The following is a 20,220-nucleotide window of genomic DNA, read 5'->3' on the forward strand; positions in this document are numbered from 1 at the left end:
TCTGGATGCCATGGGCCGCTGGGAACCGGGAGCACGCGAACGTCTGGTGCTCGCCGCCGTCGACCTGTTCACCGAGCAGGGCTACGACGAGACGACCGTCGCGCAGATCGCCGAGCGCGCGGGAGTCACCCGCAGCACCTTCTTCCGCCACTTCTCCGACAAGCGCGAAGTGCTCGTCGCCGGGCAGGAGACGCTGAGCCGGCTGCTCGCCGAGGGCGTCGCCTCCGCGCCGGACGGAGCGGGGCCGATGGATGCCGTGGCCGCCGGACTCGAGCGCGCGTCGGCCGAGATGGGTCCCCTCAACCGCGAGCTCGGCCCCCGCATCGGCGCCGCGGTCGCCGCGAGCGCCGAGCTGCAGGAGCGCGACGCGCTCAAGCAGGTCGGCATGGCGGCGGCGATGACGGATGCGCTCGTCGAGCGCGGCGTGGTCGAGCCGGTCGCCCACCTCGCCGCCGAGCTGGGTGTGCTCGCCTTCAAGCGCGGCTTCGCGGAGTGGGTCGCGGTGCGCGATGACGCCGACGCCGGCGGGCTCGCTCCGCACGCGCTCGCGGCGCTCGCCGAGCTGCGATCCGCGACGGCGCAGCTGGGCTGACGCCGCCGCGCGAGCAGCGCCTCCGTGCTCGTGGCGCCGGCCTGACGACGCCGCGCGACTCGCTCACTCAGCCGCGCAGGGCATCCGCATCCACCAGCACCTCGCGCACGATCTCGGCGATGCCGATCGCGGTGCCGGTGCGGCCGATGACGAATGCCGTCAGGCCGCGGGCGGGGGTCGGGGTCGGGACCGTGTGCCCGCCGCCCTCGACCGTGAACAGCGTGACCGGCGCGTGCCCCGTCTCGCGGAACCCGAGGCGCTGCATCGGGGCGCGGTCGCCCGCCGCGCGGGAGGGGACCGGCGTCGTGATGCCGTCGCCGCTCATCCCGTTGCGACGCGCGAAGTAGGTCGCCGTGTCGGGCGCCGACAGCGCGATCCCGTCGATCTTGAACGCGGTGCGCGCCCACCACTTCATGCGTCCGCCGGCGTAGGGCACGATCGGGTCGGTCGTCGAGGCGACCAGGGCGACGGGGATGCCGGCCGCATCGCCGTGCGAACGGCCGCGCGCGCTCGCGGCCCGGTCGTCGAACACGCCCGCGAAGCCCTCCCGGTTCGGCATCGTCGCGCCGACGATGACCCCGCCCGAGATGAGGTCCGACGCCTCGTGCAGGAGGCGCAGCACCATCTGGCCGCCGTTCGAGAAGCCCATCGCGACGACGCGGCGCGCATCCACCCTCTGGGTCTCGACGAGCCGGGCGGCGACGGCCCGCGCGAAGGCGACGTCGTCGACCTTCGCCAGGCGCGCGGGGAAGCGGCTGTCGGCGCGCGAATCGTTCCAGTTGCGGCGGTAGCCGTCGAGGTAGGCGACAGCCGCGGAGCCGTCGGCGACGAGCGGGTCGAGCGCGCGTCCGGTGAAGTCGCGCTGGATGTCGCCGGTCTGCTTCGAGCCGTGGAACACCAGCACGAGCGCGCGTCCCGGCCCTGCCGTGGAGGGCGCCGTGACCGTGAAGGTGCGCTCGCGTCCACCCGCTGTGATCGTCTCGTGGGTGGTGATGATCTCGTTCATATCGGCGACATTAGAGTCTGACATCATGTGAGGGTCAAATGGATCGGATCGGCGCCTGCTTCGAGCCGGTGCCGAAGCGGAGGAACAGGATGAGGATCGGCGAGCTGAGTCGGCAGAGCGGTGTGAGCCAGCGCTCCCTGCGCTACTACGAGGAGCGCGAGCTGATCAGCGCCGAGCGGTCGCCCAACGGCTATCGGGAGTATGCGCCCGCGATGGTCGAGCGGGCCAGCGTCATCCAGCAGCTCTTCGGCATGGGCTTCTCGCGCGAGGTCGTCGAGTCGGTGCTGAGCTGCACGGGCAACGCGCCCGAGTCGGCGCATGCCGCAGCGGCCGACACGCTCGCTCTCGTGCGCGACGACCTCACCGCCCAGATCGACCGCCTCACCGCGACCCGAGCCCGCATCGACGAGTTCCTGGATGCGCGCGCGGCGGTGCCGGCCTAGTCCTCGCCGCGCAGCCGAGCGCGCGTCGCCTCGAGTTCGGCCGCGAGCCGTGCCTCGTGCTGCCAGTAGCGGCGCCAGATCGTCGGACTGGCGAGGAATCCGGCTGTCGCGCCGCCGACGGCGGCGAACGGTCCGATGAACAGCACGAACGCGATCAGGCAATGCCGGCGGATGCCCTCCTGCATCCGCTCGTTGGTCATGCCGCCGACCTGCTCGTCGCCCGAGTAGGGCAGGCTCCAGACGCACGCCCAGATCGTCGTGCCGATGATCGCGAGCAGCAGTCCCGCGGCGGCGACGGCGACGGCGATGCCGATGCGCGCGCCCCAGCCCGGTTCGCCGATCGTCGGCGTCGATGCGCCCCCGCTCATGATCGCGCGCGCCGGATGCGAGAGCTGGGGACGGGCGCGAGCAGTGCCTCGCGGTGTGCCCGCAGACCGGGCACCCGGAGTGTCAGCACCTCCCACGGGATCACGAAGTCATCGCAGAAGGTCTGGTGTTCGGTTTCGCAGCGGTACTCGATGACCAGTCCGGAGTCCTCGACGACCGCACGGACGTAAGTCGAGCGGAAGCGGGCGCTCGGCCCCCAGCCTCCGGAACCGCCGCGGGCGAGCTCGACGGAGCCGAGAGAGGCCGCTGGAGACGAAGGTGACTCAGCGGTGTCCTCGGTGCGCGTGTCGACATCGAAAGCGACCGCCGTCTCGAAGAGCAGCTCGCCCGAGTCGGTTCTCAGTGCGGCGACGATCGCGCCCAAGGAGACGCCGACGAGGTCGAGCCTCGGGTAGAAGTGCGTGTCGTTCACGATGAGGCCCGAGCGATGGCGGAAGTTCGGCCTGCTTCCGCCGATGCTCAGCGACCCGGCCCATCCCCGCGGCCCTCGCGGCTCGAAGCTGCGCACGTTCCGCAGCCATCCGTCGGCGGAGACCCCGTAGATCTCGCCGTACGTGCCGAGCGGCGCGGTCGCCAGCTGGGGGGCGTGCAGCGAGCGCGGCACGACCGGGGGACGGCGACTCGGGTCGCCGGTGTCCTCCTCGATACCGGCGAGAGCGACGACTCGGGTGATCCTGTCGACGGAGAATCGCACCATGATCCGCCGCGGGTCGGGGTCATCTGCCGCCCTGCGCGTCGGCTCGCGCGGAGCGTCGGCGAGCGCGGCTTCGATCTCGACGACCGCCGACCCGCCCTGCGCCTCGACGTGGCAGCGGACGTCGCTGAGGGCGTGGGCGACGCTCGCGCCCAGGGGGCCCAGAGTCGTGAGCGTCGCGACCGTGGGGATCGGATCGGGCGTCTGAGCCCAGTCGGGGTTCGCCACGCGGGTTCGGATCGCCGCAGCGAGTGAGGCGCCGATCGTGATCGTCGGGGTGAAGTCCTTGCCGTCGAGGTAGCCGGTGGCGGCGTCGCGCCGGGCCCGAGCCGGGCTGATCGTCATGTTCCCGTCGTCGTCCGACCCGATGCGCAGGAGGTCGGCTCCGGCGGGCATCCGGACCCCGAGAGCCGGCGGCGGCTCGATGCTCCCGCGAGCGTAGATGTCGCCGCGCGCGTCGATCATCGCGTCGGTCAGGTGCGGGCCGCGCGGCACGTCGGGAACCGGGCGCTCGCCGAGCGCACCGCGCACGATCCGCACGACCGCGCCGGTCAGGGCCCCGAACAGCACGCCCATCGGCCCGAAGGTGGAGGCGAACATCAGCAGCCCGGCCATCCCGAGCGATTGCAGGAAGGCGGTGCGCTCCTGAGGATCCGGATGCGTCGCCTCGGCATTCACGCCGGCCACGACGCAGAACACGATGGCGATCAGCGCCGCGACGATCGCGCCGATCCCGGCGCCGACGAGCAGATGGAACCAGAACGACCGCAGTGGGCGCGGCGGCCGCGACTCGCGGGCGCCCTCGGGCGTCACCGGGGCGAGGGTCGCCGACGTCATCCGGTCTCCTTCTGCTTCGGCCTCCGCATCGTGAGCGATTATCGCCGTCTCGGCGGGCGTCGCGCAGGCCCCCACCCGGGGCAGTGAGCGCAGAGGGCGCGAGCGCAGCGGGCGCGAGCACTCGGCCCCGAACGGGGACCTCCCCGAGAGAATCTCGCACTCCTAGGCTCGCGGTCGGCCCGCGCGCGTGCGGACGCCGCACCTCACCGACCGCATTGGATGACGAATGCCCCGCCCGAACCTCGCCCGCCTCTCGCTCGCGATCATCCTGACCGCGGCGCTCGCCGGACTCACCGCGTGCGCCGGCCCGCAGGCGGTCACCGTCGGCAAAGCGGGCAAGCCGAGCGCGACCGCGAAGCCGGTCGAGACCGGGGCGCGACGCCTGCTCACGACAGCGGATGCGCAGGCCGCGCTGCCGACGGCGTCCGAGATCGGAACCGGCTGGGTCGACGGCAAGAACCCGTCGGATGACTCCGGCGACGACTCCGGTTCGACGAGCGCGACGCCGACCTTCGCGCCGGCCGAGTGCGCGTTCTCGGCCGAGAACGGCGCCGTCGCCGACCTCGCGGTCGTGCCCGACGACGCGCCGCGTGCCGCCGAGGCGACCGTCGACTTCCACCAGCCGCCGGCCGACGACAGCTGGGGTCTGGATGCGCACGGCGTCACCGTGCGCATCCAGAGCTTCGACCGCGACATCGATGCGGCCCGCCTGACGAAGATCTCGCAGCGCCTCGAGCCCTGCTCCCAGTTCACCTCGACCGACCCGACGTCGGGTGTCTCGATCAGCTGGCAGATCATCCCCGTGTCGATGTCGAACTACGGCGACGGCACCCTCGCGTTCCGCATGCAAGGCGCGGTGTCGTTCATCGTCGTGCTGCTCGACTCGGTGCAGATCGTCGCCGGCCACAACCTCGTGACCATCACCCAGTCGGGCATCGGCAGCGTCGACACCGGGCTCGCGGCGCGCGTCGCCCAGACCGTGATGACGAAGCTCGGCGACGAGGGCTGACCCGGTGAGCGTGCGTCTGGTCGACCACGAGCACATCCGCGTGCTGCTGTGGGCGGGGATGCGTGCTGACCTGGGCGCTCCCCTGACTTGGCGCGCGGACCGCGACGGCCGGGTGCGGCACGAGCTGACGCCCGAGACCGCTCCGGTGATCGGCGCGAAGCTGGTGCGCGTCAACGAGCTCGTCTGGAATGCGGTCTCGCGCGGGATGGACCCGCGCGCGCCGCTGCGGTCGACATACCTGCACGCTGAGCCCGAATCCACGGCCTGGACGCCCGTCGAACTGATCCGGTCGATCGACTTCTACGAGTACCAGTCGCTCGATGCGCTGGACGACTTCATCGACGAAGACGACGAAGACGACGAGGGCGACGACGCCGACGGCTCCACTTGGGGCCCTGCCGAACGCGCCCTGGCGATCGAAGCGAAGCTGTTCCTGCTCGCCCTCCACCGACGTCTCACTGCGAGCATCCCGGGCTGGGGAACTCCGCCGTGGACCGACGACCACCTGTTCACGACCGAGGTCTGGAAAGCGGCGCCGTGGGGGATCGAGGGGACGAGGGCGGGGGCCGATTCGCGCGATTGAGCTCCACGCGACAGTCCTCGAGTCAGTCGCCTTGCGAGGGGGTGGCGGGGTCGTCGTCGACGTGACCCGGCGTCACCTCGACCGCGGGCGCGTCTCTCGAGATCGGCTCGACCGCGTGCGACGGACCGCCGTCGAGGGCGAGCAGGGTGCCGGTGACGATCGTCACCAGGGCGGCCAGTCCGACACCGACGATCACGCCGATGCGCTCGGCGCGCGTGAGGTCGTCGCGGTCTGCGCCCGGCGCATCCATCCCCCGCGGCCCGCCGCTCACGAGGGATCCTTCCAGGCGGTGTAGCTGACGACCGAGCCGGATGGATACGTCACGTCCTTCGCGCCGCCGATGTACACGCGCTCGGAGGAGAGCAGCGCGCCCGTCGTCTCGTCGAAGATCAGGATCGTGCGGAACGAGCCCTTCTCCCCGCTCTTCGCCTGGAATGCGATCCCCGGTCGGTTGAGTCGATCGGTGACGCGGCCGAGCATCTCGACGCCGTCGAGCGACCGGATCAGCTCGAGCAGCGCCGCCGACCTGGCTCCCGACAGCACCCACTCGTTGCGCACGCTCTCGGCCTCGTTGAAGTAGTCGCCGGTCGTCAGGGTCACGTCAGGCGTCCCGCCACTGAGGATCGCCTCGATGTAGGCGCGCAGCTCCGCGCCGGTCGTCGGCGGCGGCGTCGGGTAGAGCATCGGGTACTCCCCCGCCGGGTAGTCGTCGCGGCTGATGAGCGAGCCCGGCGCGGCGCTCAGGTCGGGCGGCTCCGCACCCCAGCGCACCGGTCCGGCGTGGGTCTCGACCCGGCCCGAGCCGTCGGCGTAGCGCCGCAGGGTGACCTCCTGCGGCTGCACGACCCAGGCCGTCTCCTTCTCGGTCACGGTGACGTTCGAGTACCAGCCCTCGATGCGGATGTCGAAGTCCTGCTCCGCGGTCGTATCGGGCTGGGATCGGGCGGCCGCGATGAGGCGGGCCAGCGTCGCATCCGACCCCTCGGCGATCGGGGTCGCCTTGAGTCGCGGCGGAGCGGCGAGGCTCGCCGGAACCGGCTGGCCCAGGTTCGTCAGCGTGACGACGAGAGCGATCGTGAGGGCGGCCGCGAGGCCGATGATCCAGTACACAGCCGGGCGCGGTCGATGGGATGCGCGGGGCGTGCGGCGCGCGACCGCGGTGCCGTCGACGATGCGCGCCAGGTCGGCCTCGGCGCGCAGCGTCAGCGGCTCGTCGCGCTGGGCGCGCACCGGGTTCGCGGCGCGCAGGCGCTGCTCGAGCTCATCCACGGCGCTCACCTCCCGCGGTCGTCGCGGACGCGCGGCCGGAGCCGTCTGTGCGTCCGGTGCGTCCGGCGCGTTCGGCAGTCCGGTCGAGCTGCGCGCGCAGCGCCGCCCGAGCCCGGGAGAGCCGGGTGGTCGCCGTCGCCGCGGAGCAGCCGAGAACCTGGGCCATGTCGGCCGCGCTGAGGTCTTCCCAGTAGGCGAGGAAGAGCACTTCGCGATCCGCCGGCTTCAGCGCCGCGACTGCTCGACGCAGCTCGAGGTCGGCGCCGTCAGAGCCATCCGGCCCGTCCACCGCCGCCTCGCTCGACGTCGCGATGACCGATCCGACCCGCTCGCGCAGCGCGTCCGACCGAGTGCGACGCCGGTACTCGTTGCCGATGACGTTGCGCGCGATCGCGTACAGCCAGGGCAGCGTCGCGTCGGCGGCGGCGAACTTCTGCCATGCCACGCGGAACACCTCGGCCGTCACGTCCTGCGCCTCCTCATGGTCGGAGAGTCGTCGTTCGCACACGGCGAGCACGAGGGCGTAGTGCTGCCGGTAGAACGCCGAGAAGGCGGCGACGCGGGCGTCGTCGTCGATGGTGCGCCTCCCCGGTTCCTGATGACGTGAGCCGCCATCCACTCTGTCTGTTTCCGGATGCGGCGGCGACCTGACAACCGGATGACCTCGGTGTCGCCGCCGGTCGATGCGCAGGCGGAGGATGCGGTGAGTCGCGCGCGGTGCGTGTCGCGGGCAAGTGCCCGGCCGATCCTCAGCGGCAGCCGTGGCCGGGGGTGCTAGCGTCCGCCGGATGCGGGCATCCCTCGTCTTCTTTCGTCCGTCCTCGTTCCACTGGGAGCAGCGATAACCGTGAGCGACGGGTTCGAGCGCGACGAGCCGCACGCGCAGGGCACATCCCGGCGACGGCGTCGACCGCTGGTGGGCGTCGCCATCGCCGCTCTTCTGTTCGCGGCTGCGGCGGGTGGTGTGTACGCCCAGGTCGCATCGCTTCTGCGCGATGGTCGCGAGTTCCAGTGGGGGTCGGTGACCTCGGCCGACGTGTTCGGCGGTTCGACCCTGGCCATGGCGATCGGGCTGTTCGTCGCCCTGGTGTTCGCCGCCCGCCGTTCCGCGCACGGTCGAGCGCGGGTGATGGCGGCGGTGCTCGGGGTCGTCGCGACGGTGATGCTGCTCGCAGGCGCGTTCGCCGGAGTCTGGGCGATCGGTCTGCAGGGGAGATACGTCCCGGTCGCCGGCGACACCGGCTCCCGTCAGCTCGTCGCGAACGAATTCGGCATCGGCGGTCGCCTCTACGAGAAGCGCGGCGACGAGCTGTTCCCGCTCGCTGACATCTGGGTCGACGACATCGCCTATCCGTTCTCCGACGGCCAGTACCAGGCGCGGCACGTGGATGGCGCGGTCTATCTCGCCTGGACGCCTGAAGCCGGCGCCGGCGGGCAGCGTCACATCGTCATCCCCGACTCCGCGGCGGTCGGCGGCGTCGGCAGCTCCGCTGGCGTCGTCTTCTCCTCCGAGCCGTGCGGCGGCACCGGTGACGGCCCGGAGTCGGCGCCGTGCCTGGGGCCCGAATGAGCGGCGAGAGCAAGGTCCCGCGTCCGACGCGCCCGACGCGCGACGAGCTGGTCCACGCTTCGGGCCCCCGCCGCGCTGCGCTCGTCTTCTTCGGCATCGCGGCACTTGCCGCCGCGATCGCGGTCGTCGTCGAGATCGTGGACGATCCGGTGGGTGTGCGGCGCACCCTCTCGCCCGTCATCGTCCAGATCGGCCTGCTCGATCCCGGTCAGGTGTTCGGCTGGGCCGTCGCGATCACCGTGGTGGCGCTCGCGATCGGGATCGGGCTCTCGGCGCGGGTCGCGCATCGCCGCGGACGACGGGCCCTGACGGTCGGGCTCGCCGTCGTCACCGTGCTCGAGGTGGTGGTCGGCGTGCCATTCTGGATGGTGACCGCATTCGTCAGCTCGAGCACGTCGACCGAGGTGAGAGGCGACACCGGCGGACGCGAACTCGTCGTGCGTGAGAACGGGCTGTGGGGGACGGTCTATGAGAGACACGGGCTCGAGCTGCACCTGCTCGGAAGGATGTCGACCACGCACAGCGCCCTCGCGGGCTACACCGGCGTCGCCGACGGCCGCTATGCGGTGCGCAGCAGCGGCAGCGCGGATGGCACCGGCGGTCGAACCGTCTACCTCGCCTGGAGCGTGCGGGACGGCTGGGGCCTGACGCAGCGCCTGGTCATCGACGACGACTCCGCGTCGCAGGCCGCCCGCGGGCGCGTGCCGAATTCGGAGCACTGCGAGGACGACCCGCACGCGCCGCCGTCGACGGAGATCGACGGCTCGCCGACGCCGTTCTGCCTGCTGCCCGACCCGGGGAGCTGAAAGCGGATCCCTCGAACCTCGCTACCGGCCGATATGCCCCTCGATACGGGGATCGAGACGCGGACGACGCTGTGACAGCATCCCGGAACGGCCTTCTTCGGGCGTCGCGCCGGCGCACCCAGCACCGCGATCGCCGACTTCTGGACGTGGTGGCAGCAGGCGGGTCGCAGCCTCGCCGAGTCGGTCGAGCGGACGGGCGACCCGACCGCGGCCGCGGCGGAGTTCTCACAGCGCATCGGCGCGATCGACCGACGGCTCGCGTTCGAGTTCGGCCGCTCCGCCCGCGACGGCGTCCGCACGCTCGTGGTCAGCGCCGGCGGCGATCCTGAACTGCGGGGCCTCGCGCAGCGGTGGTGGGATGTGCGAGTCGAGGAACCGGGCTGGCTGTTCCTGCCGTCGCGACCGGCCGATCCGGAGCACCTCGACGGCGAGATCCAGATCGCCGATGCGACGCTCGATCTGCGTGAGCTCGGGTTCCGCGTCGACACGGATCTCGAGCGTCGGCGCGCGCACGTCACGGTCGTCCACTCGCGCTTCGGCGACATCCCTCGCGATGCCCGCTACCAGGTCGCCTTCCTCGCGCTCGACGCGTTGCTCGGAGAGGACGACGTCGCTCGGTGGGTCGGCGACGTCGAGGTGAACGTGCTGACCCGCGACGCCCACGGCGGTGGCGAGCTCGTGATCGCCGCCGTCGAGGAGCTGCGGCACACCCGCGACGAGCTCGGCGACGACCCGTGGCGGCTCATGACGATGGAGTTCGAGGGCGGCGGAGGGATGATCGCCGCCGTGCGCGACGGGGTGCGGTGGATCGACCGACCCGAGCTCGACCTCGCCGTCGAGATCACGCTTTGCTTCCCTCTCGGGGCCGAGGGCGAAGACATCCCTCAGGACGTCGTCGACTGGCTGAACGGCATCGATGACGCGCTGCAGGCAGTGCTCGGCGACGACGGCCTCGTCGTGATGCACTCGACGCTCCCGCCGTGGCGTACGGTGTTCTCCGACCTGCGTGACGGCGACGCCGATGCGCTCCGACGACTGCGCGACTACGCCAAGACCCTGCCGAAAGGGAAGGTCACGACCGCGCGTGACCCCGGCTGGTACCGGGTCGGGCGTGCGATCGGGTGAGCCTCGACCGTCGACGACTGCGGTGACTCAGTCGGCGGCGACCGCCGCACCCGCGCCCGCATGCGACTCGGCCGACCCTGCCGCCGCATCCGGCACCGCGACCTTCGGCTTCGCCCAGGAGCGGCCCGAGGTGTCTTTGAGGATGTCGTACTCGACCTCGACGTGCGGCTCGATCGCGCTGTACTTGTCGTTGGGCGCGCCGATGATCAGCTGGAAACCGAGGCCGCGCCAGGCGCCGATCGCGCGCTTCGTGAAGTGCGCATCCGCCTTGATCAGGGCCTCGTCGAGGAAGACGGGGGCGTAGCGCGGGCGGTCGGCTCCGGCATCGCCGAGCTGGTAGCGCAGGGCCGCGCCGACGATGAAGGCGATGAGCTCCTGCGACTCTCCGCCCGACTTCTCGCCGATGTGGTCGTAGAGCGCCACGTGCTGCTTGCCGACCGCGGTGACCCGCTCGGCGCTGACGCGCACGTGGTTGCGCACGTCGATGAGGTCGGCGAAGTCGGGGGCGGTGCGGCGGATGCGCGCGATCAGCTTGGTCATGCGCGCGTAGACCGCGTCGCGATCCTCGGGCGTCGCGCCGATCGCGCCGACCGTCTCGATCGCGGCCCGCACCTCGCGCAGCTCGCGACGGAAGCGCTGGCGGCTCGTCGACTGGCTCTCGCGCGGGGTGATCTGCAGGCGGTGCGCGTCGTCGTAGAACGGCAGGTCGGCCATGATCACGTTGATCGGCTCGATGCGCTCGCGGATCTCGCGCAGCGACCGGCTGATCGTCGAGTCGAGGTTCGTGAGGTCGTTGCCCGACAGGGTGAGCAGGCTGTCGCGCCACTCGGTCTCGAGCTCGTGGAGTCCGCTCGTCTGCAGGTCGTCGAGGATGCGCTCGAAGTCGCCGAACGACTGGTCGGGGTCGGCGAGCAGGTTCGGGTTGGGCCAGCGCTCGAGGAAGCCCGCGAGCGTGCGGCGCAGGGCCTCGCGCTGTTCGACGAGCACGCCCTGCGCGGCCGTCTGGTCGGCGTCGAGGCGGCGCCCGGCCGAGTCGAGCGCGGTGTCGAAACGGCGGAGGCGCTCGGACGGGGCGAGGGCGGCGAGGGCGGAGGACGCGGATGCGGCGCCGCCGGTCATCGCGGCGGTCGCGTCGTCGACGTCGTCGCCGTTGTCGGCCCGCGTTCCCGCGCCCGTCCCAGCCCCTGCTCCCCTGCTCGGCGCCAGGAACCGCTCATCCAGGTACGCCGACTGCGCGGCGTCGAAGCCGATCTCCTCGCGCTCGGCGCGGTCGAGGGTCGCCTGGGTCGCATCCACGTCGTCGGTCGTGTCGGCCCAGTCCTGCTGCAGCTTCTCGAGCTGCGAGCGGGTGCGTCCGATCTGCTCGCGCAGTTCGCCGGCGCGGCGGCGCTTCGCCTCGATCTGCTCGCGCAGCTCGCCGATGCGCGGGTCGCCGGCGGTGACCTCGTCGACGATGCCCGTCCAGCGGGCGATCTCGCTCTCGATGCCGGCCGTGTCGACCTGCTGCCAGGTGAGCCCCGCGATCGTGACGTAGGCGGCGTGGCGGCTGTCGACCGTGTCGAGCTCGGCGTCGGCGCGGCGCTCCGCCTCGACCGCCTCGACGCGGGTGCGCTCGGCGCGGGTGATCTGCGCATCCAGCTCGGCGATGCGCCGCTCGGCCGAGAAGCCGAGCACGTTCGCGCGGCCGTGACCGCCGTGCTCGCCGCGGTCGCCCTGCGACACCTGACCGGTGATCGTCAGCGCGGCGGAGTGGTCGCGCAGTTCGGAGCTGTCGTCGACGCAGACGAAGCCGAAGCGGTCTTCGAGTCGGCCGCGCAGCCAGCCGGTGAAGGGCGTCGAGCGGTAGTCGAGGCGCCCGGGCAGGGTGCGCGGGTCGGCGTCGCGGCCCTCGGCCTGACCGGTGTGCACGCCCTGGAAGCGCAGGCGCTGCGGGGTGCGCACGCTGTCGATCGCGCGGCGGAACGCGGGCAGCGTCGCCGCGTCGATCAGCAGCGTCGTGGCGAAGCCGCCGAGCGCCAGGTTGAAGGCCTCGCGCCACGGCTCGAACTCGGCGCGCACCTCGATCAGCTCTCCCACGAAGGGCAGCTCATCGGCGCGCAGGCCCGCGGCCTCGGCGACGAGGCGGCGCGATTCGCGCAGAGCATGGGGGATGTTGTCGTCGCTGCGGGCGGCCAGCTCGCGCTCGCGACGCAGCTCCTTCAGGGCGCGGTCGGCATCCATCCGGGCGGCGGTCGCCGCACCGCGCGCGTCGCGGGCGGCCTGCTTCGCGTCGGGCTTCGCGATCTCGGATCGCGCCTGCACGTGCAGGGCGCCGAAGGCCCGCTCGGTCGCGACCGTCGCCTCCAGCGCGGCCAGCGCCTCGTCGAAGCGCGTGCGCTCGCGCTGCACGCCGGTGAGACGCGACTCGAGCGCGCGCAGCTCGCGGTTGGCGGTGTCGAGGCGGTCGCCGCCGGCGTCGCGCAGGATGTCGCCGAGCGCCTCGCGCTCCTGCTCCGCCGCATCCGCCAGCACCTCCTGCTCGCGCAGCTCGGCCTCGGCGGTGCGCGTCGCGTCGCGCAGCTCGCCCTCCACCTCGCGCAGCAGGTCGCGGCGGCGCTCGGCCCGCCACAGCGAGGCGAGCGAGTCGGCGTCGTCGAACACGCCGACCCGGTCGATCAGCCGCAGCCGCTCCCCCGCCTCCTCGATGCGCTCACGCATCTCGCGGATCGGCAGCAGCGCCCGCACCTGCTGCTGCGCCGTGATCATGCGCGCGCGGGTGCCCTCGAGCTCGTCGAAGTGGGTGACGGCGGCATCGGCGACGGCGAGCGTCTCCGGCTCTTCGAGCACCATGCGCTTGTAGAGCTCGTCGACGGTCGTGATCTGCTGGCCGGCCTGGATGCGCGCGAGCAGGCTCATCGCCTTCGACCCGGCTCCGGCGGCGCCGATGCCGAGCACGGTGTGGATGCGCGCCGAGAACTCGCGGTCGGTCGCGAGCGTGTCGAGTCCGGTGGCGCGCACGGAGGCGTCGCTCATCCGGTCGGCGGCGGCGCTCTCGAGCGTGCGCAGGTCGAAGTCGCTCGCGACGCTCGCGCGCACCCGCACGGTGTCGTCGACGGTGCGGGCGTTCGCCGGGATGTACCAGGCGCGCACCGCCGTGAACTTCGAGCCGTCGTGGTCGGCCCAGGTCATCGCGACGGCCGTCCAGGTGTCGCTGCCGTCGCCGCGCAGCACCCGGATCTTCGTGCCGTCGTCGGTGCGCGACTCATCCAGTTTGCCGCGGCCGTAGGAGAGGATGTTGCGCTGCTCGGCTCCGCGCGGGCGCCCCACGACGGCGCCGTTCGACGCCCCGTTGAAGGGCGTCGTGTGCGGCATCATGAGCGCGATGTAGGCATCCATGAGCGTCGACTTGCCTGAGCCCGAGCCCCCGCAGAGCAGCGTCGCGACCGGCGAGAAGCGCACCCGGTGGGCGCCGTCGTAGCCGCCCCAGTTCACGAGCTGCAGGTCGTCGGCGACCCACTGCTGGCCGCGCGACGCGGCCGGGATGAGGCCGAAGAGCGTGTCGAGCATGGTCATCGTGCGGGCTCCTCATCGATCGCGAGGTCGGTGGTGGGGATGTCGGTGTCGGCGGGATCCGCGTCGTCGCCCGCCGCATCCGTCCCGTCGTGCTCGCCGGCGTCGGCATCGTCGCCGCTCACGGTGCGCTCCCGCAGCCACTCGAGCAGCTCGTGCAGCCGCTCCGAGCTGAGCAGGATCTCGACCAGCGCGCTGATGCGGTAGCGCCCCTCCGACTCCTCCTCGACGACGCCGTCGACACGCAGGCGGTTGAGGGCGTTGCGGATGTCGCGCTGGCGCCGGGCCGTGCCGCGATCGCCCGCGGAGTAGTAGCTGAGCACCGTCTGCTCGACCTCTTCGACATCCACCCGGGCGGAGCCCTCGCCGGCCGTGATCTCGCGCTGGTAGACGGTGCGCAGGTGCACGAGCACGAGGGTCTCGGCGCGCGTGTAGGCCTCGTCCTTGAGCAGGATCGGCACCTCGAGCTCGTCCGATCGCACCTGTTGCTTGTAGGCGACGCCGCGGTCGTGGTCGACGACGAGGCGGATGAACAGGTCGCCCAGCCGCGACTCGATCTGCGACTGGTGCTCGAGCAGCACGGCCCAGTCGCCGCGGGAGCGCTCGGCCAGCAGAAAGCGGCGCTGCAGCAGGCGCACGAGCACGCGCCGCGCGTCGGGGTCGAGCACGCCGCGGTCGCCCGGGAACAGCTCGTCGGGGTCGTCCTCCATCGCGACGGGGTGGATGAAGGGGGAGTCGGCGGATGCGGTGTCGGCGCTGCGCTCGTCGGTATCGACGGCGTCGTCGTCGGGCTCGGCGTCGATCGCCTCGTCGCTCGCGGTCTCGGTGGCGGTGGTCACGTCAGTCATCGGCGGCCTCACTGCTCGAATCGGGGGAAGAAGAGGATGCGGCGCCTGAACCGACGGCGCTCGCCGCGGTCAGCGCGCTCACGCGACCGAAGGCGAAGCGGCGGGTCGTGCCGTCGGGCCGCACGGCTTCGACGACCGAGACGTCATCCGTCTCGTCCATGCCGTTGCGGTGGGCGATCTCGAGAAGCCCGAGCAGGTCGACGGGGCGGCGGGTCTCGTCGGACGCGCTCGTGAACGCGTCGGCGAGGTCGAAGCGCTCGCCGAGGGTCGCGAGGTGCTGCTCGAGCTCGGCGTAGCGCGGTCCGCCCCAGGCGCGGGTGTCGGCATCCACGAACTCGACATCGTCGGGTTCGCTCAGCGCGGCGGGCGCGCTCGGCGGGTCGAGGTCGTTGAGCGTCTGGCGCAGGTGCCCGATGTCGGCGACGGGGAAGCTGTGCAGCGGTTCGACGCGCTCGCTGACCGCGTTGCCAGTCCCGGATGCGGCGCCCGAGTCGGGCTGCTGCATCCACTCGTGAAGCCCCGCCATGACCGAGCGCAGCAGGTCGTCGATCTGCCGATCGCGCACCGGGTCGTGGGTGCGCACCTGGGCGGTGATGACGTGGGATGCGCGGCGCTGCGCCGTCAGCACCTCCGCGACGCCCTGCTCGACGCGGCGGGCGATCGCGTCGAGCTCGACGCGCTGGTCGGGCGTCATGCCGCGCGCGAAGGGCTGCACGAGCACGCGGTGCACCTGGTCGGTGAGGGCGTCGATGCGGTCGGGGTCGCCGATGAGACGCAGGGCGCCCTCGAAGGCGCGGCCCTCGGGGGTCGACTGCATGACGTGCTGGCCGCGCTGCAGGTACTCGCGCAGGATCTCGCCCGTAGGCCGAACGTCCCGCCGCAGCTCGTTGATCACATCCCGCTGCATGGCCTTGATCGACTCGGCGACGCGCGCGAAGTCGGCCGGCAGCTCGCGCGCGAGGTGCAGCACGTTCTCGGCTTCTTCGAGCAACTGCTCGTCGTCGACGGGTTCGATCACGCCGGCCTCGAGGCGGGCGATCTCGGCGTCGAGCTCGGCGCGCTGCGCTGTGAGGCGCGCCAGCCGCTCAGCCGGGTCGATCTCGGCGTCGCGCGCGAGCCGGTCGACCGAGTCCAGCAGTGTGCGCACGCGCGAGCGGGAGACGCGGGCTCGTCCCCCGCCGGTGCGTCCGGCGATCTCGAGCGCGCCGACCGCGTGCGCCGTCAGCCGGTACACCTCGACGTCGTCGTCGATCTGCGTCTGCAGCCAGCCGTTGCGCGCCCACCCGCGGCAGATCTCGCGCGCGGATCCGGTCGGGATGCGCCGGGTCTCGTCGTCATACCCGGCCGCCTTGAGCGCCTCCATCCCCTCGGCGACCTCGGCGTGCGCATCCGCGACCGCCACCGACGCCCGGTCGGCGCTGAATACGATCGACAGCATCGCCACCACGAACGGCGCGTAGTGCCCGTGCAGCAGATCGAGCGTCGGGTTCTTGAAGGCGACGACCGCGCGCTGGTAGGCGCCCTCAGCGCGGGTGTTCGACATCGCTCACGAGGTTAACGCGCGCCGGGGACGGTGATGGTCAGAGCCGAGTGACGAGTCCCGCGCGTCCGTCGAGCCGTCGCGCTGCGAAAGTTTTGGCGGAAAGGTTTCGCAAGGGCCGAACCCTACGAAACCTTTCGTGGCGTGCGTGCTCAGCTGCGCCGCTGCGTCAGGTGCACCTCGACGTCATCCCCGTCGGTCTTGCCGATGCGGCGGCGGATCGTGGCGGTGATCGGCAGCTTGTGGGTGCCGTCGCCGAGCGCCATGAACGATCCGTCGAAGGGCTCGCCGTCGACGGTGCCCGAGACCTTGACGAGTCCGCGGGTGCCGAAGATCGTGGCCGAGTCGGGCAGCTGCACGCAGGTCCAGGTGTCGCCCTCGCGCACGCGGCCGAGGGTGGCGGTGAAGGTGATGTCGAGCGGTCCGGCGGTCATGGTCGTCTCCTTCGGCGCCCGGCTCATGCGCGGGGGCGCGAGCACCGGGATGCTCAGATCCTGCGCCTTCGCTGGCCGGCTGTCACGCGGTGTCCAGGCCGACGGGGCGCGCGAAGGAGGGATGAAGTGGAGCGGATGACGGGAATCGAACCCGCGCTATCAGCTTGGGAAGCTGAAGTTCTACCATTGAACTACATCCGCGTGACGGCCCTCGGGCCGATCGCGTAGAGCCTACAACGGCATCCGTGAAAGCCCGATCCGGGCGGGATGCGCGGGGCAGGCGCCCGCTACGACGCCGGCTTCGTCGCCACCCCGTCGAGCCAGAGCGTGTCGCTCTCGTCGGAGTGGGTGCCGCCCGAGTCGACGTGCTTGGTCGAGATCTTCGGACCCTTCGTGATCACGTGCACCAGCGCCATCCCGTGGCCGCGGCCGAGGTCGTAGTCGTCCTTCAGCCAGGTCAGGATCTCGCCGGCCTTCGTGCCGGGCCCGAATCCCTTCTCCGAAGCCTCGGCGATGAACTCGCGCGGGGTCTTGCCGGTCTTCTGCTCGATGTTGTCGAGGTACGCCTGGAACGACATGGTCGAAGAATAGGGCCGCACTAGGCTCGGGGCCATGCTTCTCAGCGACCGGGACATCAAGGCCGAGATCTCGGCCGGCCGCATCGGACTCGAGCCGCTCGATCTGAGCATGGTGCAGCCGTCGAGCGTGGATGTGCGCATCGACCGCTTCTTCCGACTGTTCGACAACCACAAGTACCCCTTCATCGACCCGGCCGAAGACCAGCCCGAGCTGACCCGCCTCATCGAGACGAAGCCCGACGAGCCGTTCATCCTGCACCCGGGCGAGTTCGTGCTCGGCTCGACCTTCGAGCTCGTGACGCTGCCGGATGACGTCGCCGCACGCCTCGAGGGCAAGAGCTCTCTCGGCCGCCTCGGGCTGCTCACCCACTCCACCGCCGGCTTCGTCGACCCCGGATTCTCGGGCCACGTCACGCTCGAGCTGAGCAACATGGCGACGCTGCCGATCAAGCTCTGGCCGGGCATGAAGATCGGGCAGCTCTGCTTCTTCCGCACCAGCTCGGCCGTCGAGAACCCCTACGGCTCCGGCGCCTACGGCAACCGCTACCAGGGCCAGCGCGGACCGACCGCGTCGCGCTCGTTCCAGAACTTCCACCGCATCGACGTGCGCATCACGGATGCGGGTGCTGCCGGCGAATAAGCCTGCGGGACCGCGCATCGAGCGATGACCTCGCCGCGGATGCCGATTCTCCTGCGCACGCGTGCGCGCGCGTGCCTGATAGCCAGCACTGAGAGACGAGTCAAGCGTTCGCCTCGGCCTCACCGGTGACTTACCCTGGGCGCGACGGCGTTATCGGTATGCCAACTCGACGGTCATGGGGGATCGGGCGAGGGGTGGCGCTGGCAGCATCCGCGATCTGCGGGTTCTGCGTGCGCGCTCGTGCGAGCGACGAATCCAGGGGGCCGACGCCATGACCACCACCGACTACGCGACTCCGCAGCCGGCGCGCTCGGGCGCGGTCGGAGGCCGCTATCAGCTGCTCGAGGCCATCGGATCCGGCGGCGCTGCGAGCGTCTACCGCGCCCGCGACACCGTGCTCGGGCGCGACGTCGCGCTCAAGGTGTTCCGCGCCGAGTCGGTCGTCGCCGACGAGCTGGTGCGGCAGGAGCGCGAGATCCGCATGCTCAGCGGCCTGCAGCATCCCGGACTCATCGCCGTCTACGACGCCGGTCGGCAGAACTTCGACGGCTCGATCCGCCGCTTCGTCGTCATGGAGCTCGTGTCGCACGCCTCGCTCGACAAGGAGCTCGAGCGCGGCAAGATGGCGCCGCACGACGTCGCCGGACTCGGCGCCCAGATCGCCGAGGCGCTCGCCTACGTGCACGAGCAGGGTGTGGTGCATCGCGATGTGAAGCCGGCGAACATCCTCATCGGCGATGGCGGCTCGGCGGGCTTCCGCCGCCGCGCGAAGCTCGGCGACTTCGGCATCGCGCACTACCTAGGCGGCCACCGCATGACGAGCGACGGCACGATCCTCGGCACCGCCGCCTACCTCAGCCCCGAGCAGGTCACCGGCGGCGAGGTCACCCCGGCGAGCGACGTCTACTCGCTCGGACTCGTGCTGCTCGAGGCGCTCAGCGGCGTGCAGGAGTTCGAGGGAACCGTGCTCGAGGCGGCGATCGCGCGCACCAACCGCGACGCGCGCATCCCCGATGACCTGGCCGAGGAGTGGCAGCTGCTGCTCGGCGCGATGACCTCGCGGGATGCCAAGGAGCGGCCGAGCGCGGCCGAGGTCGCCGCGATCCTGCACGGCCAGCCCGAACCCGAATTCACCGGAACCGGGCGCCGCGCCAAGGGATCGCGCCTGCACCGGCGCAACGCGTTCCACGGCCTGCGCAGCCGTCGCCGCCGCAATGCGGGACTCGGCGTCGCGCTCGCCGGCATCGTCGCGGTGTCGTTCTTCCTCGGCCTCTGGCTGGGCGCCGCGCTGTTCTGACCCGCCTGGCCGTGCTCAGTGCTCGAGGGTGGCCAGAAACTGCACGCGACACGCTGAGCGCGCGTGTGCTTCGTGGCCACCCACGCCGGGGATGCGTGCTGGGTGGCCAGAAACTGCACGCGACACGCCGCCCGCGCGTGTGATCTCTGGCCACCCACCTCGGAGATGTGCGCTGGGTGGCCAGGAAGTGCACGCGACACGCCGCAACGGCGTGCTCTTCTTGGCCACCCGCGCCTCGAACCCCGAGTCCAGAACTCCGTGCCTCGGATCCCGGCGCCCAGAACCGCGCGCGGCGGCCGTTGCTGATCAGGAAACGGGCGGGTGGATGCGGGTCAGACCCTTGCGGGGAACGCCGGCCACTCGGCCAGCTGCAACGCGATCCACGGGCTGAACGCGAAGGGCGTCGCCTCGACGGCGGTGCGCAGCGCCTCCGGCTCGACCCACGCCCACTCGACGACCTCGTCGGCCGCCGGTCGCGGGTCACCCTCGGCGCGCGCGACGTAGACGGGGCAGATCTCGTTCTCGTAGACGCCGAGCGCGTCGCGGGCGCGGTAGCGGAAGTCGGGCAGCACGAGCTCGGGCTCGCTGATCGCCATGCCCAGTTCGCGCTCGGCGCGGCGGCGCACCGCGCTCTGTCCCGACTCCCCCGGTGCCGGGTGGCCGCAGAAGGCGTTGGTCCAGACGCCGGCGAAGGTGCGCTTCGACAGAGCGCGGCGCGTGATGAGCACGCGACCCTCGGCATCCAGCACGTGGCAGGAGAACGCGAGGTGCAGCGGCGTCGCGCCGTCGTGCACGAGCGCCTTGTCGGCGGTGCCGATCGGGGTGCCGTCGTCGGCGAGCAGCACGACGAGCTCGGGATCGGCGGGGTCGCCTCCGGCGAGCGGAACCGGGCGGCCCGACTCGGGCGCGGTCGCGTGAGACTCGGCGTCCGGCGACGCGGACTCGGCTCCGGTCTCGCTCGGCGGCTGCGTCGTCTGCGGTTCCGCTGAATGCGCCGAGAGATGAGTCATGCT

At 71.8% G+C, this 20,220-nt stretch carries 22 protein-coding genes and 1 tRNA gene; 9 read left to right on the plus strand and 14 right to left on the minus strand.

Translation table 11 applies throughout. The annotated features are described in order from the left end of the window. Nucleotides 1–10: 10 nt before the first annotated feature. On the plus strand, nucleotides 11–592 hold the full coding sequence (locus tag BJ979_RS03895) for a TetR/AcrR family transcriptional regulator (RefSeq protein ID WP_179565368.1): 582 nt from the start codon (nucleotides 11–13) through the stop codon (nucleotides 590–592). A 67-nt stretch (nucleotides 593–659) separates the two neighbouring features. On the opposite strand, the gene BJ979_RS03900 is transcribed toward BJ979_RS03895, so the two are convergent. Beyond that, entirely contained in the window at nucleotides 660–1,598 is a 939-nt protein-coding gene (locus BJ979_RS03900) for a CE1 family esterase (RefSeq protein WP_179565370.1), read from the minus strand. 89 nt (nucleotides 1,599–1,687) lie between these two features. Here BJ979_RS03900 and BJ979_RS03905 point away from each other — a divergent pair, with 89 nt between their 5' ends. Next, nucleotides 1,688–2,041 carry a MerR family transcriptional regulator gene (locus tag BJ979_RS03905; protein WP_179565372.1) on the plus strand — a complete coding sequence of 118 codons (354 nt, stop codon included), beginning with the start codon at nucleotides 1,688–1,690 and terminating at the stop codon, nucleotides 2,039–2,041. Here BJ979_RS03905 and BJ979_RS03910 read toward each other — a convergent pair. Continuing rightward, entirely contained in the window at nucleotides 2,038–2,409 is a 372-nt protein-coding gene (locus BJ979_RS03910) for a hypothetical protein (RefSeq protein ID WP_179565374.1), read from the minus strand. The genes BJ979_RS03905 and BJ979_RS03910 overlap by 4 nt on opposite strands. Beyond that, nucleotides 2,406–3,959, minus strand: coding sequence for a hypothetical protein (locus BJ979_RS03915; RefSeq protein WP_179565375.1), 1,554 nt, complete (start codon nucleotides 3,957–3,959; stop codon nucleotides 2,406–2,408). Before BJ979_RS03915 ends, BJ979_RS03910 begins: the two co-directional genes overlap by 4 nt. A gap of 226 nt (nucleotides 3,960–4,185) precedes the next feature. On the opposite strand from BJ979_RS03915, the gene BJ979_RS03920 reads away from it, so the two are divergent. Continuing rightward, nucleotides 4,186–4,968: a hypothetical protein gene (locus BJ979_RS03920; protein ID WP_179565377.1), complete on the plus strand. Its 783-nt coding sequence runs from the start codon at nucleotides 4,186–4,188 to the stop codon at nucleotides 4,966–4,968. 4 nt (nucleotides 4,969–4,972) lie between these two features. After that, nucleotides 4,973–5,551, plus strand: coding sequence for a hypothetical protein (locus BJ979_RS03925; protein WP_179565379.1), 579 nt, complete (start codon nucleotides 4,973–4,975; stop codon nucleotides 5,549–5,551). A 22-nt stretch (nucleotides 5,552–5,573) separates the two neighbouring features. On the opposite strand, the gene BJ979_RS03930 is transcribed toward BJ979_RS03925, so the two are convergent. Genes BJ979_RS03930 through BJ979_RS03940 form a run of 3 tightly spaced genes read right to left on the minus strand, consistent with a single transcriptional unit; the run spans nucleotide 5,574 to nucleotide 7,439 of the window. Further along, complete coding sequence (locus BJ979_RS03930; RefSeq protein ID WP_179565381.1) at nucleotides 5,574–5,822, minus strand: hypothetical protein; 249 nt, start codon at nucleotides 5,820–5,822, stop codon at nucleotides 5,574–5,576. Then, nucleotides 5,819–6,820 carry a CU044_5270 family protein gene (locus tag BJ979_RS03935; RefSeq protein WP_179565383.1) on the minus strand — a complete coding sequence of 334 codons (1,002 nt, stop codon included), beginning with the start codon at nucleotides 6,818–6,820 and terminating at the stop codon, nucleotides 5,819–5,821. The genes BJ979_RS03930 and BJ979_RS03935 overlap by 4 nt, the downstream gene beginning before the upstream one ends. Then, entirely contained in the window at nucleotides 6,813–7,439 is a 627-nt protein-coding gene (locus BJ979_RS03940) for a sigma-70 family RNA polymerase sigma factor (protein ID WP_179565386.1), read from the minus strand. The genes BJ979_RS03935 and BJ979_RS03940 overlap by 8 nt, the downstream gene beginning before the upstream one ends. Before the next feature lie 228 nt (nucleotides 7,440–7,667). Between BJ979_RS03940 and BJ979_RS03945 the strand changes: the two genes are divergently transcribed. Then, on the plus strand, nucleotides 7,668–8,390 hold the full coding sequence (locus BJ979_RS03945; protein WP_179565388.1) for a hypothetical protein: 723 nt from the start codon (nucleotides 7,668–7,670) through the stop codon (nucleotides 8,388–8,390). Next, complete coding sequence (locus tag BJ979_RS03950) at nucleotides 8,387–9,196, plus strand: hypothetical protein (RefSeq protein WP_179565389.1); 810 nt, start codon at nucleotides 8,387–8,389, stop codon at nucleotides 9,194–9,196. Before BJ979_RS03945 ends, BJ979_RS03950 begins: the two co-directional genes overlap by 4 nt. A 225-nt stretch (nucleotides 9,197–9,421) precedes the next feature. Here BJ979_RS03950 and BJ979_RS03955 read toward each other — a convergent pair whose 3' ends face one another. Further along, complete coding sequence (locus BJ979_RS03955) at nucleotides 9,422–9,904, minus strand: hypothetical protein (RefSeq protein WP_179565391.1); 483 nt, start codon at nucleotides 9,902–9,904, stop codon at nucleotides 9,422–9,424. Here BJ979_RS03955 and BJ979_RS03960 point away from each other — a divergent pair. After that, a complete protein-coding gene (locus tag BJ979_RS03960) occupies nucleotides 9,875–10,321 on the plus strand; it encodes a hypothetical protein (RefSeq protein WP_179565393.1) in 447 nt (148 codons plus the stop codon). The genes BJ979_RS03955 and BJ979_RS03960 overlap by 30 nt on opposite strands. Before the next feature lie 27 nt (nucleotides 10,322–10,348). On the opposite strand, the gene BJ979_RS03965 is transcribed toward BJ979_RS03960, so the two are convergent. The 6 genes from BJ979_RS03965 to BJ979_RS03990 all read right to left on the minus strand — a co-directional run bounded on the left by BJ979_RS03965 (nucleotide 10,349) and on the right by BJ979_RS03990 (nucleotide 17,270). After that, the gene (locus BJ979_RS03965; protein WP_179565395.1) at nucleotides 10,349–13,873 is read right to left on the minus strand and encodes an ATP-binding protein; all 3,525 of its coding nucleotides are present in this window, start codon (nucleotides 13,871–13,873) and stop codon (nucleotides 10,349–10,351) included. Beyond that, nucleotides 13,870–14,718 carry a DUF4194 domain-containing protein gene (locus BJ979_RS03970; protein WP_179565397.1) on the minus strand — a complete coding sequence of 283 codons (849 nt, stop codon included), beginning with the start codon at nucleotides 14,716–14,718 and terminating at the stop codon, nucleotides 13,870–13,872. The genes BJ979_RS03965 and BJ979_RS03970 overlap by 4 nt, the downstream gene beginning before the upstream one ends. Continuing rightward, on the minus strand, nucleotides 14,711–16,261 hold the full coding sequence (locus BJ979_RS03975; RefSeq protein ID WP_179565399.1) for a DUF3375 domain-containing protein: 1,551 nt from the start codon (nucleotides 16,259–16,261) through the stop codon (nucleotides 14,711–14,713). The genes BJ979_RS03970 and BJ979_RS03975 overlap by 8 nt, the downstream gene beginning before the upstream one ends. Nucleotides 16,262–16,410: 149 nt before the next feature. Further along, complete coding sequence (locus BJ979_RS03980) at nucleotides 16,411–16,692, minus strand: DUF1905 domain-containing protein (protein ID WP_179565401.1); 282 nt, start codon at nucleotides 16,690–16,692, stop codon at nucleotides 16,411–16,413. A gap of 127 nt (nucleotides 16,693–16,819) precedes the next feature. Beyond that, nucleotides 16,820–16,893: transfer RNA gene (locus BJ979_RS03985), tRNA-Gly, on the minus strand. Between the two features lie 86 nt (nucleotides 16,894–16,979). Further along, nucleotides 16,980–17,270, minus strand: coding sequence for a DUF4287 domain-containing protein (locus tag BJ979_RS03990; RefSeq protein WP_179565403.1), 291 nt, complete (start codon nucleotides 17,268–17,270; stop codon nucleotides 16,980–16,982). A gap of 34 nt (nucleotides 17,271–17,304) precedes the next feature. On the opposite strand from BJ979_RS03990, the gene dcd reads away from it, so the two are divergent. Together dcd and BJ979_RS04000 are read left to right on the plus strand one after the other, a co-directional pair. Further along, the gene (dcd, locus tag BJ979_RS03995) at nucleotides 17,305–17,910 is read left to right on the plus strand and encodes a dCTP deaminase (protein ID WP_179565405.1); all 606 of its coding nucleotides are present in this window, start codon (nucleotides 17,305–17,307) and stop codon (nucleotides 17,908–17,910) included. 271 nt (nucleotides 17,911–18,181) lie between these two features. Next, nucleotides 18,182–19,207 carry a serine/threonine-protein kinase gene (locus BJ979_RS04000; protein WP_179565407.1) on the plus strand — a complete coding sequence of 342 codons (1,026 nt, stop codon included), beginning with the start codon at nucleotides 18,182–18,184 and terminating at the stop codon, nucleotides 19,205–19,207. Nucleotides 19,208–19,539: 332 nt separating this feature from the next. On the opposite strand, the gene idi is transcribed toward BJ979_RS04000, so the two are convergent. Continuing rightward, entirely contained in the window at nucleotides 19,540–20,217 is a 678-nt protein-coding gene (idi, locus tag BJ979_RS04005) for an isopentenyl-diphosphate Delta-isomerase (protein ID WP_179565409.1), read from the minus strand. Nucleotides 20,218–20,220: the final 3 nt, after the last annotated feature.

The sequence above is a fragment of the Schumannella luteola genome (assembly GCF_013408685.1).
In the GTDB taxonomy this organism is placed as follows: domain Bacteria; phylum Actinomycetota; class Actinomycetes; order Actinomycetales; family Microbacteriaceae; genus Schumannella; species Schumannella luteola.